This window comes from Parvimonas sp. D2, from assembly GCF_035282635.1.
Classification (GTDB): Bacteria; Bacillota; Clostridia; order Tissierellales; family Peptoniphilaceae; genus Parvimonas.
The window spans coordinates 465995-478775 of record NZ_JAYKBO010000001.1 but is presented as its reverse complement, the minus strand read 5'-3'; the positions used below and the strand labels follow the sequence as shown (position 1 = coordinate 478775).

The 12781-nt window shown below is 27.2% G+C and carries 18 protein-coding genes; 15 read left to right on the top strand and 3 right to left on the bottom strand.

Annotated elements, in window-relative coordinates; genetic code table 11:
- The first annotated feature begins 15 nt into the window (after positions 1–15).
- The 7 genes from VJI77_RS02325 to VJI77_RS02295 all read left to right on the top strand — a co-directional run bounded on the left by VJI77_RS02325 (position 16) and on the right by VJI77_RS02295 (position 3235).
- Positions 16–141, top strand: a complete 126-nt coding sequence (locus VJI77_RS02325; protein WP_268743882.1) for a hypothetical protein — start codon at positions 16–18, stop codon at positions 139–141.
- Positions 142–217: 76 nt separating this feature from the next.
- Positions 218–607, top strand: a complete 390-nt coding sequence (locus VJI77_RS02320) for a bleomycin resistance protein (RefSeq protein WP_004832955.1) — start codon at positions 218–220, stop codon at positions 605–607.
- 128 nt (positions 608–735) lie between these two features.
- Positions 736–1500, top strand: coding sequence for a class I SAM-dependent methyltransferase (locus VJI77_RS02315; RefSeq protein ID WP_323988100.1), 765 nt, complete (start codon positions 736–738; stop codon positions 1498–1500).
- Positions 1501–2050: 550 nt separating this feature from the next.
- Positions 2051–2419: an EXLDI protein gene (locus VJI77_RS02310; RefSeq protein ID WP_323988098.1), complete on the top strand. Its 369-nt coding sequence runs from the start codon at positions 2051–2053 to the stop codon at positions 2417–2419.
- A 175-nt stretch (positions 2420–2594) separates the two neighbouring features.
- Positions 2595–2825 (top strand): transposon-encoded TnpW family protein, encoded by a 231-nt coding sequence (locus tag VJI77_RS02305; RefSeq protein ID WP_323988097.1) that lies wholly within the window; start codon positions 2595–2597, stop codon positions 2823–2825.
- Complete coding sequence (locus VJI77_RS02300; RefSeq protein ID WP_323988096.1) at positions 2795–3016, top strand: hypothetical protein; 222 nt, start codon at positions 2795–2797, stop codon at positions 3014–3016. The genes VJI77_RS02305 and VJI77_RS02300 overlap by 31 nt, the downstream gene beginning before the upstream one ends.
- Before the next feature lie 9 nt (positions 3017–3025).
- A complete protein-coding gene (locus VJI77_RS02295) occupies positions 3026–3235 on the top strand; it encodes a GNAT family N-acetyltransferase (protein WP_323988146.1) in 210 nt (69 codons plus the stop codon).
- Between the two features lie 83 nt (positions 3236–3318).
- On the opposite strand, the gene VJI77_RS02290 is transcribed toward VJI77_RS02295, so the two are convergent.
- The 3 genes from VJI77_RS02290 to VJI77_RS02280 form a co-directional block, all read right to left on the bottom strand.
- Positions 3319–4410 (bottom strand): sulfurtransferase, encoded by a 1092-nt coding sequence (locus tag VJI77_RS02290; protein WP_323988095.1) that lies wholly within the window; start codon positions 4408–4410, stop codon positions 3319–3321.
- 210 nt (positions 4411–4620) lie between these two features.
- On the bottom strand, positions 4621–5523 hold the full coding sequence (locus VJI77_RS02285) for a TIGR01212 family radical SAM protein (RefSeq protein ID WP_323988093.1): 903 nt from the start codon (positions 5521–5523) through the stop codon (positions 4621–4623).
- A gap of 1 nt (position 5524) precedes the next feature.
- The gene (locus VJI77_RS02280) at positions 5525–6583 is read right to left on the bottom strand and encodes a rod shape-determining protein (RefSeq protein ID WP_293439956.1); all 1059 of its coding nucleotides are present in this window, start codon (positions 6581–6583) and stop codon (positions 5525–5527) included.
- A 224-nt stretch (positions 6584–6807) separates the two neighbouring features.
- Here VJI77_RS02280 and VJI77_RS02275 point away from each other — a divergent pair, with 224 nt between their 5' ends.
- The 8 genes from VJI77_RS02275 (at position 6808) to VJI77_RS02240 (ending at position 12640) form a co-directional block, all read left to right on the top strand.
- Positions 6808–8100 carry an NAD(P)H-dependent oxidoreductase gene (locus VJI77_RS02275; RefSeq protein WP_293439954.1) on the top strand — a complete coding sequence of 431 codons (1293 nt, stop codon included), beginning with the start codon at positions 6808–6810 and terminating at the stop codon, positions 8098–8100.
- A gap of 8 nt (positions 8101–8108) precedes the next feature.
- Positions 8109–9125, top strand: a complete 1017-nt coding sequence (locus VJI77_RS02270; RefSeq protein ID WP_323988091.1) for a hypothetical protein — start codon at positions 8109–8111, stop codon at positions 9123–9125.
- A gap of 11 nt (positions 9126–9136) precedes the next feature.
- Positions 9137–9409 (top strand): DUF3343 domain-containing protein, encoded by a 273-nt coding sequence (locus VJI77_RS02265; RefSeq protein ID WP_009372733.1) that lies wholly within the window; start codon positions 9137–9139, stop codon positions 9407–9409.
- On the top strand, positions 9402–10232 hold the full coding sequence (locus VJI77_RS02260; RefSeq protein WP_313960990.1) for a mechanosensitive ion channel family protein: 831 nt from the start codon (positions 9402–9404) through the stop codon (positions 10230–10232). Before VJI77_RS02265 ends, VJI77_RS02260 begins: the two co-directional genes overlap by 8 nt.
- Positions 10225–10434 carry a DUF951 domain-containing protein gene (locus VJI77_RS02255; RefSeq protein ID WP_009372460.1) on the top strand — a complete coding sequence of 70 codons (210 nt, stop codon included), beginning with the start codon at positions 10225–10227 and terminating at the stop codon, positions 10432–10434. Before VJI77_RS02260 ends, VJI77_RS02255 begins: the two co-directional genes overlap by 8 nt.
- An 11-nt stretch (positions 10435–10445) precedes the next feature.
- Positions 10446–10964: a nitroreductase family protein gene (locus tag VJI77_RS02250; protein WP_323988090.1), complete on the top strand. Its 519-nt coding sequence runs from the start codon at positions 10446–10448 to the stop codon at positions 10962–10964.
- Between the two features lie 16 nt (positions 10965–10980).
- Positions 10981–11676 carry a DNA alkylation repair protein gene (locus tag VJI77_RS02245; protein ID WP_323988089.1) on the top strand — a complete coding sequence of 232 codons (696 nt, stop codon included), beginning with the start codon at positions 10981–10983 and terminating at the stop codon, positions 11674–11676.
- A gap of 121 nt (positions 11677–11797) precedes the next feature.
- Positions 11798–12640: an AraC family transcriptional regulator gene (locus VJI77_RS02240; RefSeq protein WP_278477803.1), complete on the top strand. Its 843-nt coding sequence runs from the start codon at positions 11798–11800 to the stop codon at positions 12638–12640.
- The last annotated feature ends 141 nt before the right edge of the window (positions 12641–12781 follow it).

Genomic DNA, 12781 nt, shown 5'->3' with positions numbered 1-12781 from the left:
GTAAAGCGGAAGGAAATGATTCAAGATGATGAACTATTTAAGGATAAAATAAGTCAAAAGAGAAATAACCTTAAAAATCTTGTACTATTTTATAGTGGATTAAAAAATATAGTTAGAAAAATGAATATTCAGCTTGATTGAATGACAAATATGGGGGGAAAGTGGTATAATAAAATGAATGAAAAATTGGCAAATTAGAATTTTATGAGGAGTTTATATGGAGTTTAATAGTTTGATTCCTGAATTATCAGTTTTTGATATTGTTCAGACTAAAAATTTTTATGAAGAATTAGGATTTAAAATAGAGTACGAACGACCGGAAGTGAAATTTGTTTTTATGTCTTTTCAAGATAGTCAGTTTATGTTTGAACAAATTCATGATGATGGCTGGAATACAGGGGAACTAATCTATCCTTTAGGAAGAGGAATAAATTTTTCAATATCAGTTGATGATATTGAGAAACTATATGAATTAGTGAAAAGCAAACAATTAGAGATTTACAGAGAACTGATTAGAAGTGTATATAGGGTTAACGGAATTGAAGAAATACAAATGGAGTTCCTGATTCAAGATCCTAATGGATATTTATTGAGGTTTACAAACTGATGACTCTTGATTTGAAGGGTAGGTAAACTCAGACTTGTCGCGCTAAAACAATTAAATAAAATGACAAAAAGAAAGTGCGGATATTCAACTTAAATCGAAATAATATAAAATTACGAGGAGATTATAAGATGAACAATTATATAAAATTAAATGAAGATAGATGGAATAATGTAAAAAATGACTATACTGAGCCATTGACACATGAAGAATTAGAAGAAGTTAGAAAAAATCCTATTTCTGTTGCATTAACTGTTGGAAAAAAAGTTCCAAAAGAATGGTTTGAAAAAGCAAATGGAAAAAAGCTATTAGGTTTAGCTTGTGGTGGTGGACAGCAGGGACCAGTTTTTGCTATAAAAGGTTATGATGTAACCATAATGGATTTTTCTAAATCACAATTACAAAGAGATGATATGGTTGCTAAAAGAGAAGGCTTAAAAATCAATACAGTTCAAGGCGATATGACAAAACCATTTCCATTTGAAAATGAAACTTTTGATATTATTTTTAATCCGGTTTCAAATGTATATATAGAAGATTTAGAAAACATGTATAAAGAAGCCTCTCGAGTATTGAAAAAGGGTGGACTGTTAATGGTCGGATTTATGAATCCTTGGATATACATGTATGATGCTGACATTGTATGGGACAAACCCGATGAGGAATTACTTTTAAAGTTTTCAATACCTTTTAATTCAAAAGAGCTTGAAGAGGAAGGCAAGATAACCATAAATCCAGAATATGGATATGAATTTAGCCATACCTTAGAAACTCAGATTAGAGGACAACTTAAAAATGGTCTCGCTATGATAGATTTTTATGAGTCTTGTGACAAAAGAAATAGATTATCACGTTATGGAAATGACTATATAGCTACACTTTGCATTAAACTATAATATTATAGAACATACTTCAGGAGAATAGCCCGTTTTATTTTTCGTAAGGGTTAAAATCTAAATCTCAGTTTGTCGAAATAAAACTATTAAATAATAATTACAAAAGTTCTCTTAGTAAAATAAAAGAAGTTGAATTTTTAGGTAAATCAGAAAAATTTATAAAATTATTACCTGAAAAACAAAAACATAATGGATTTTTTATAATAAAATTTATTAAAGAGAATTAAGGGATTGAGGACTAGCCTTCAATCTTTTTTTATAAGAAAATTGTCTTAATCAAAAATTAGTAAATCGGAAGGAAATGAGTCAAGATTATGAACTATTTAAGGATAAAATAAGTCAAAAGAGAAAAAAACCTTAAAAATCTTGTACTATTTTATAGTGGATTAAAAAAAATAGTTAGAAAAATGAATATTTAGGTTGAATAAATGACAAAAAATGAGAAAAGTGATATAATGAGATAGACGAGAAATTGACAAATTGGAATTTGTTTTCCTTGGGTTCCTTGATTTTCACTTTTGTTCAATTTTTGAATATATGGAGGTAATTTATGAAATATAAAGAAGTAAAATTAAACGTTTCAAATAATAAAATCAGAGAATATAAGCAATTTGAAGGCATGAAATTATATTCTGATTTTTTCAAATCTGAAGACGGAAGAAAATTAACTAATAAAAGAGTATATGTTACAAGAAAACAAAATTATGTTTATTATGAAAGAACGGATGTAAATTGGAATTATTGGTCAAATAAAGATAGTTATAATTCAGATTTTATTCCAGATAATGTTGAACATGATATTATTTTTGAGATTTCTTCAGAACTAAGCACCTTTAGTAAACATTTAGGAAAAGAACTGATTGAAAAAATAGAGTTAAAATATAAAAATGGAGAGATTTTAGAAATATTAGACATTTAATCCACTGGTTTAATTAGAGTAATTATTAAAATATAAGATCTTTATACTCATATATTAAAATCTCGGTTTGTAGAAGCGAAACAATTAAATAAAACTATTGAAGAGGAAGTAAAAGCAAATAGCCGATATTTCCTTTTTTGTTGTCAAAAATTAAAAAAAACGGAAAGGAGAATTTATGGAGGAGCTGAAAAATAGAGATAGAAAAGGCATTAGTACAAAGAAAAAAATTGGAAAGACCACCTATGAGGTTGTTGTCCACTTCAATGAAAATGCGACTGAAACAATGCAAGATAAGCTGACAAGAATAATGTTGAGGGAGTTTCGGAGAAAATCGAATGAAAAAAAGATGATTTTGATTAAAAAGTCCTTGACAAGTTGTTACAGGAAAAACATATTAAGTATTTAATTGAAGATGAAATAATTACAGATAAGGAAGAAATAGAATATTTTTTAAGTAGAGAGTATAGAGATTTTTTAGAAAATCGTATGATTGTTGATAAGGATAGACATTATATTGCATACTTTTTTGAAAATGATATAGAAATAGGAGCAGTTCAATTTACGATTTATACCAATGAAGATGGAAAATATTTTTGAGATTGTTTTATACTTGATTTTTGGATATATCCTGAATTTAGAAATAAATCCAAAGGTTTGGAATGTTTTAAGAAATTAGAAAGATATACAAAGCCACTTGGGGCAAATCACTATGTTTTAAATTCAATGAAAGAAAATTCAATTAGATTTTGGAAAAAATTAGGTTTTAGAGAAAACGGAATTGATGAATGGGGTATGAAATTGTTTAGATTGTATTAGATTTTCAACATTTTTACGGCAAATTAATTTAATAGAGAAATGTTAAAGGAGCTTTTAAAAAGCTCCTTTGTTTTTATTTAGTATTAATCTTTGCAAGAAGGGTCTTTACTCGCTTTATCTTTTGGTAAGTCGCCAACTTTTTTATATTCTACATCTTTTGATTTAGGATCCCCAATTTGAACTGGAAGTTCATCATCCATTTGCCATTGATTCCAACCGCCATCATATAAACTTGCATTTAATCCGTTTTCATGAGCGAGTAAGAATGCTACAGAACCTCTCCAACCAGTTCCACAGTAGAAAGCTAATTGTTTGTCTGTTGAAATTCCTTGTTCTTCCCACATTTTCTTTATCTCAGAAAAATTTTTATATTTTCCATCTTTATCAGTGTAAGCATCCATTGATTGTTTATCATGTCCTGCTTTTCCCCATAAAGCTCCTTTTGGTTCTCCTGCTCTAGGAATATAAGTATAACCACTTTCTTTTCCTAACCATTCATTTTCACTTCTAATTGAAATTAATTGGAAGTTATCATCCTTGCCAAGTTTTTCTTTAACAGTTTCTATTGAAGTAATGTATTCAGGATGAGCTGGAATTTTAGTTTTAAAATCAGTTACAGGAGTAGGTTTAGTTTCTTCTTGTTCTACAGGATAATTTTTACTCATCCAGCTTTTTAAACCACCATTTAAAATTTTTACATTTTCAACTCCTGCGTATAGATAAGCTGTGGCAACTCTAGCACAACCTGTATTTTGTCCATACAAAATAACGACAGTATCTTTATCTATTCCATAATTTAATAAACTTTTTTCAAGTTCTTCTGGGCTTCTTAAATTCCATACAGGTTCTTTTTCTACTGTATCAGTATTGATATGTATTGCACCTTTGATATGATTTTGTAAATAATCTGGACTATCTTTTGTTTCACCCCAAGAGACTTCAGCAATTATAAATTTTTTAGAATCTTCATTTTTCCCATCAAGAACATCTTTAACATAATCTTCATCAACAAATATAGTATTTTTAGTTACTTTTTTAGATGAAGATTTTTCTTCTTTTTTCTCTGTTTGTTCTGTTTTCTTCTCACTTGTTTTTTCTTCTTGCTTTTTAGAACAAGAAGCTAAAACGCCTAAGGCCAAGAATAAAATCAATAATTTTTTTAAACAATTTTTCATAGTAAATCCTCCTTATATGTTTTATGACTATAAATGCACAATGACTATTTTTTATCATAGTTAATAAATATATTATTATAATCATTAAACTCATTATATAATAAAATAAAAGATTTGTAAATAAAGGAAATAATAAATTACAATCACACTAAAAGTATAATCAAAATTTTATTATTAGAATAAAAAAGTTATGCTTAATTAAACATAACTTTAAGATTTGAAATTTATTCCTTGATATGAATTTTTTTGTTTTAGGATTTTGCTAACTTCTCCAATTGTTTTAATTTTATCTTTTGACCATAGGGGAGCAATAAGTTTTTCTTTGTCGCCATCTCCTGTGAGCCTATGAATAATTATGTCCTTGTCTAAATTTTCTATTGCCATAATTAAAGCATCTATATATTCATCCCAAGTTATAACTTTGAAGCTATTTTTTAGATAATCATCATATAGTTCACAATCGTTCTGAATATAAAGGCTGTGAATTTTAATTCCCCAAGGTTTTTTGTTATTCACATAATCAATGGTATTTTTATAATCTTTTTCTGTTTCATTTGGAAGGCCAAAAATTATATGAAAAATAGTTTTTATATTTAATTCCTTTAATCTTTTCACACAATTTTCAAATGTTTTTGTACTGTATCCAATATTCATATTATTTCGAGTATTTTCGTTTGAAGTTTGTAGTCCAAGTTCAATCCAGACTTCAATTTTTTTGTTAAGTTCTGAAAGTAAATTATAAATTTCTTCATTAAAACAATCGGCTCTTGTAGCTATGGATAGTACTTTGACATTTGGAAAATTTATTGCCTCATAGTACATTTTCCTTAGTTCTTCTACAGGTAAAAATGTATTTGTATAACTTTGAAAGTAGGCAATATAACCGTTGCTTTTATCTTTTTCTTTTAAAAAATTGATTTGAGCATTTAATTGTTCAGTTATTGATTTTCTTTTAGTTGTAAATTCTCCACTTCCAGTTTCTGAGCAGAATTTACAACCGCTTTTTCCATTTTTTCTATTTGGACAAGAAAACCCTCCATCGATGGAGAGTTTTAAAAGTCTTGAGCCGAATTTTTTCTTTAGATAAGAACTTAAATCATTATATCTTTGCATATTATCTCTTTCTTAATTGTTCTTTTTGTTCTAAAACATGTCGTTTTAATTCGTCTAAATATTCTATTTCATCATTTGAAAAATCAACATTCTTCAAAAATCTTCCTGCACCTTTTATTACCATTAATTCAGGATTTTCTGGGTTTAAAACTTCTAAACGAGTTCTATCTGTTATCAATTCAACAAGACCAGGAATTTGAGATGTACCTCCAGTAAGAATTAATCCTTTTTCAGAAATATCTGCAATTAATTCAGGAGGAGTTTTTTCCAAAGTTTCTGTTATAGCATTTAAAATTTTATTTAATGTCATTCCAATCGCATGTGCAATATCTGAATCATTTACAAAAATATGCATTGGAAGACCATTCATAACATTTCTTCCTTTAATTTCATACATTGAACCGTCATTTGTAGGATAGGCTCTTGCAGCTGATAATTTAATAATTTCTGCAGTATTTTCTCCTATTAACATATTATATCTTGTACGAATGAAGTCTGCGATTGCTTGATCAATTGTATTTCCGCCTACATTTAAACTTTTTGCAATGATTATTTCACCATTAGAAATAATAGAAATATCTGTTTTTCCTGCTCCGATATCAACAACCATAGTACCTGATGGATCGTTTATATTTACACCACAACCTATTGCGGCAGTTATTGTTTCTTCTAAAAGGACAACATTATTAGCACCTGCAAGTTTTACAGCTTGAGTTATTGCTCTTTTTTGTACTTGAGTCAATTCACTGGCAATACAGACTAAAACATTAGGTCTAAAAAAGTTTTTTCCAACAGATTTTTTTATTGCTCTTTTTATAATAGCTTCTGTTGCATTAAAATCTACAATATTTCCTGCAATTACTGGCCTTTTTGCAACTACATTTCCTGGAATACGTCCTAATAATTTTTTTGCAGTTTCTCCATAATTTAAAATTTTATTTTTATAAGTATCCATAGTAACCACAGATGGCTCATTCACTACGATACCTTTATTTTCAACGAAAGTTACTACCTTTGATGTTCCAAAATCAATGGCAAGAGTTTTTCTAAAATACTTCATAAAAATCCCCTAAAAATCTCCTATCTATTTTACTTTATATATTATCAGAATAAGTTCTAGATAATTATATTTTTTAAATTTATTTTAAACCAAAATACACTACTATAATTTTACACTAAAATTAGCTTATAGTAAAGGGCATTATTCATATAAAAAAATTTGATAAAATTTATATGTTGTAGTAAAATAAGAATGATAAAATTAATATTGATATGGAGGACTTTATGTTTAGAATGAAAAACAAACTTAACAATCTATATAATGCAAATAAAGAAGTTAAGTTTGCGCTTATTGGAGCTGGGAAAATGGGAAAAGGACTTGTTAATCAACTTTCTAGAATTAAAGGTCTTACAAGTTCTGTTGTAATAGATGAAAAACCAGAAAAAGCTATGGAAGCTCTTATTTCTTCCGGCGTTAGAAAGTCAGATATTACTACAAGTGATAATATAAAAATAATTGAAAATTCTATAAAAAATGGTATGTATGTCGTTTCTGATGATTATACTATTGCTTGCAAATTACAAGATATAAAAGGAGTTGTTGATGCAACTGGGAATCCTCCTTTTGGTGCGATTTTAGCAATGGATGCAATTGAAAATAGAAAACATACAATTATGTTGAATGTTGAATGTGATGCAGTTATTGGACCGTATTTATTCAATTTAGCAAAAAAGAAAAATGTTATTTATACTGGATCTGCTGGAGATGAACCAGGTGCAATAATGGAACTGGCAGATTTTGCTTTAGGTGCAGGTTTTAAACTTCTTGCAGTTGGAAAGGGAAAGAATAATCCGCTTAATCATTATATTACAGAAGATGAAGTCAGAGAAGAGGCGATTTCAAAGGGACTTTATCCAAAAATGCTTGCAGGCTTTATTGATGGAACTAATACTATGATTGAACTTACAAGTGCTGCGAACGCCTTAGGATTTATCCCTGATGTTATCGGCTGTCACGGACCAAATGCTACACCTGCAGAATTAGCTAAAATTTTTTCTCTTAAAGAGCAAGGAGGAATTTTAAATAATTATAAGACTGTGGATTTTGCTTTTGGAGTAGCACCAGGAGTTTATGCTATCGTAACAAGTGATAGTGACGAAGTTCATGATTTAATGAAGTATTTAAAAATGGGTGATGGCCCAAATTATGCTATATACAGACCTTATCATTTAACAAGTCTCGAAACTCCAATTACTATATATAATGCAATTGTTGAAAAAGAATCAACTATTGTTCCAGCTTGTGGACAAGTTTCAGATACAATTACAGTTGCAAAAAGAGATTTGAAAGCAGGAGAAATTTTAGAGGGAATTGGTGGAAAATCCGTTTTTGGTAAAATAACAAGCCATGCAGATCAAAAAAATAGAAATCTTTTGCCAATTGCTATGATTACTAAAAAAACTAAGTTAAAAGTTGATGTTAAGAAAGATGAGCTTATTACTCTTGATATGGTTGAATTGGATGAAGACCATATTATAACTAAACTTAGAAGAAAACAAGATAAATTAGGACTTTAGGAGAAAGTATGGAAATTATTTCAAAATATAAGAATAAAATTGCAATGGGAATTTTTACCATTGCAGTAATTATATTTATTATATTTTTAAGTTTAAAATTCTCAGGTAATTCTAATAAAGAAGTAACTTATGATTTTTCAAAACCATATAGTAAAATTGAATTTATTAAAGATGAAATGTATATCTTCGAAAAAAATAAATTTTCAAGATTTAATAAAAATGGAAAACTTAAATTAGAAAAAGATATTGAGAATAATGGTAAAATTAGAGTTTCTAATGATGTTATCTATTCATTGATGAGTAATGAAATAATTATGTATAGTAAGAACTTTGATGAGATTAAACGTGTTTCATTGGATAATGAAATTGAGGACTTTTTTATTGAAAATAATAAAATTATTCTAATCAATAATACGAGTTTTAAAATTTATGATGAGAATTTAAGTGAATTGTATACAAATGATGATGTGCAAAATCCTGGATATATAAAATTTTCAAAAAGTAAAAATAATTTTGCATATACAGATTATGTAAAATCGGAAAATTCAATTAAATCTAGATTTCATATTTTGAATTCAAAAGATAAGTCAACTGTTTGCGATTTTACATTTTTTAATGAATTTATAATAGAATTTGGATTTGTAAATGATTCAGATGATAAACTTTTTGTTGCTACAAATGAAAAATTATACCTTTTTGAAAAAAATATTATAAAGAGTCAATACTATATAAAAAATTTAAAAAATGTTATCTATCATTCTGGAAAGATTTATTTATTTTCTGATGATTTAAAAGTTTTTAATGCTAAGGATTTGACACTAGAAAAAACTGTTGAAATTGGTAATGACTATGTAAAATCTTATATTTTAAGTAAAGAAATTCTTTTAGTCAAAAATAATGGGTATGTATTAGTTGATAAGTCTAGTTTAAAAAAGAAAGAATTTTCAGCTGAGATAATAGATTCTATTCAAAGTGAAGATTCAGTATATTTGATTCAAAAAGATAAATACAAAAAAATAAAATAGGAGGGATTTTTTTGGACGAAAAATATTTATTATTGACTTTTAATTCAGTTAATCATACAATGCAATTAGAAAAAGAACTTAAAAATTTAGATAAAAAATTTAAAACAATTCCAACACCAAGGGAAGTAAGTCGTTCTTGTGGTCTTGCAATTTTACTTGATCCAAGCGAATTGGAAACAGTGAAATCATTAAAAGAAACTGGTAAAAACGTTGATTACCTTTGGCTTTTTGAAAAGACACAAGATAGAGGAAATGTTGTAACGGAGATAAATATTAATGAATAATTTTTTTGAGAATTTGATTTATTCAGATTCGCTTAGAAGTTTAATTATAAAAATAATTTTATCAGTAATAGTTTTTTTGATTGCTAAAATTATAATTTATATTTTTACAAAAGCTTTGACAAATTTAGTTAAAACATATAAATCAAATGATTTCAGAAATTCTAAAAAAGTTAATTCTATAGTTTCTATTTTGTCAAGTGTTTTAAAATATATTATTTATTTTATCGCTGTGGTTATAATACTTAGTATTTTTGATGTAAATACTTTATCTTTAATAGCTACTGCTGGTGTTGGTGGTATTATTATAGCTTTTGGAGTTCAAAGTATTATTAAAGATTTATTCAGTGGAGTTTTTATTCTACTAGATGATCAATATAATATTGGGGATGATGTTAATATTAATGGAATTTCTGGTAATATTATGGCTATAAATATGAGAAATACACAGATTCAAGGTTATGACGGAAGTATAAATATAATATCAAATGGCAGTATAACAACTGTTACGAACTTTAGTAAAAATAATCAAAGATCTGTTGTTACTTTTTGTTTTCCAACTGATGTAGATGTTGAAAAAGTTAAGAAAATCATAAATGATTTTTCGCCAGAATTTTCAAAAAAATATAAAAGTGTAATTAAAGATCCAGTATTTTTTGGAGTTACTGAAACTGAAAAATATTATGTAAAGATTGCTATTGCAATTTGGAGTAAACACTCTACGCAATGGCAAAACGAAAAAAATTTAAGAGAAGAATTGTATAAAAAATTTAAAGAAAAAAATATTGAATTTTTGAAACTTGAAAAGGGTGATAAAATTGTATAAATACAAAGTATCGGACATTGTAGTTTTAAAAAAAGAACATCCTTGTGGAACAAATAGATGGGAGATTTTAAAAACGGGAATTGAAATAAAATTGAAATGTCTAGGTTGTGAAAGGGAAGTTTGGATTAAAAGAATTGATTTTGAAAAAAGACTTAGAAAAGTTGAAATAGATGGGAAACTTTTCAAAGTTGCAAATCTATAAAGGAGGTAGTTATGGATTTTTTAGAATTGGCAAAAAAGAGATATTCAGTAAGAGATTTTTCAAGCAAAAAGGTTGAAAAAGAAAAGATTTTAAAAATTTTAGAAGCTGGAAAAATTGCACCAACTGCAAAAAATAGCCAACCGATAAAAATATACTATTGTACTGATGATGAAAAATTAAAACTTTTAAATGAGTCATCTCCTTGTGAATATAATTCACAACTTATGTTTGTTATAACATATAATTCGGATGAATGTTGGAAATATGAAGACGGAATTCCAAGTGGAGTTGTTGATTCTGCAATTGTTGCAACACATATGGTTCTTGAAGCTGAAGATTTAGGATTAGGTTCAGTTATTATCAAAGCATTTAAATCTGAAATAGTTAAGGAAAAATTTGATATTCCGGAACAAAACAAAGTAGAGTTACTTTTATTCATGGGATATAAATTTGAAAATGCCATGCCTTCACCAATGCACGAAACTTATAAATCAGACGAAGAGTTATTTGAGGAATTAAAAATAAAATAAATTTAAAGGAAAATATATGGATAAAATATTAAATGATTTATTTTCTTTTCAAGATATTGAATATAAAAATTTTAATGCAAAACTTATTCCAACAGTAGATAAAGACTTAATAATCGGAGTTAGAACGCCAGATTTAAGAAATTATGCAAAAAAATTATTTAAAGAAGATGAAAAACGAACTTTTAAATTTTTAAATAATCTTCCGCATAAATACTATGAAGAAAATAATTTACATGGATGTTTGATTGAGCAAATAAAAGATTTTGATTTAGCTATGGAATATACAGAAAAATTTATTCCATTCATTGACAATTGGGCAACTTGTGACTTGTTTTCTCCGAAAGTTTTTAAAAAATATCCAAATGAAACATATAAATATATTTTAGATTGGATAAAAGATGAAAACACTTATGTTATAAGATATGGGATAGGTCTTTTGCTTTCAAATTATTTGGATGAAAATTTTAAAGAAGAACATTTGGAAATTGTTTCAAAAGTTAGTTCTGAAGAATATTATGTGAATATGATGATTGCTTGGTATTTTGCAACTGCCCTTGCTAAACAACAAAAGTATGCTATAAAGTTTATAGAAAATAAAAAACTTGATGATTGGACTCATAATAAGGCCATTCAAAAGGCAATAGAAAGCAGAAGAATTACCGAAGAAGAAAAATCATATTTAAGAAGTCTAAAAGTTAAAATAGTAAAATAGAATGAAAAGAGCGAACAGCTCTTTTTCATTTAAATAAAAAATATCCTTTAAAATTTGTACCTACATTATAGGGTAGTACAATCTAAAAATTGTTAAACTATATCTAGAAAGGGGAAATCAAATGAGTATAATAAAATCTTTTAATAGTACGATAGATTATATAGAAACTGTTTTAGAAGATGAAATTGATGAAAAGAAAATAACTCATTTATCCGGATATTCATATGCGATGTTTAGTCGATTGTTTTCTATTTTAACTGAAACAACACTTTCAGAATATTTGAGAGGAAGAAAATTAACAGAGGCAGCGATTGCTTTAAGAGATACGGACGAAAAAGTAATTGACATTGCATTTAGATTTGGATATGAGTCATCAGACTCTTTTGGAACAGCTTTCAAGAATTTTCATGGATTTACTCCTTCTGAAGTAAGAAATGGAAAACCATTCAAATTGGTTTCCAGAATTCAATTAGCTTTAACAGTTAAAGGAGGAAGAAGTATGAATGTTACAATTCAAAAGAAAGGTTCATTTACAGTTGCAGGTTTCAATGAAGAAAATATTAATTCATCATTATGTCCAAAAGTTTGGAATAAATTATATGAAAAATATAGCCATGAAGAACTTGCAAGTCTAGGAGATGGAGAAAGTGTAGGCATTTGTCATGACGTAGAAAGTCCAAATGTAATAAATTACATGGCAGGATATATTGTTACGGATGTAGATAAAGCAAAAAGTATGGGACTTGATATCCTAGAAGTAGAAGAGGCTGAATATGCTATTGTTGAACTAAAAGGAGTAGTTCCTGAATGTATTCACAATGGTTGGAAGTATGTAATGGAAGTATTCTTTCCAGAACATGGATATGTTCATTCTGGAACTCCTGACTTTGAATATTACTATGAAGGGAATATGGATAGTAAAGATTATAAAATGGAATTATGGATTCCAATTGTAAAAGCGTAATATATTAAAAATAAATTAGAGCCTTTGGCTCTTTTTTTATAAATAAAGCTATTCAAAGTGATTAACTTTGATAAAGAGATATAAAACAAAAAATAAAAAAGTTATTGAATAAAATTAAAAATCTTATTGACAAATATAATA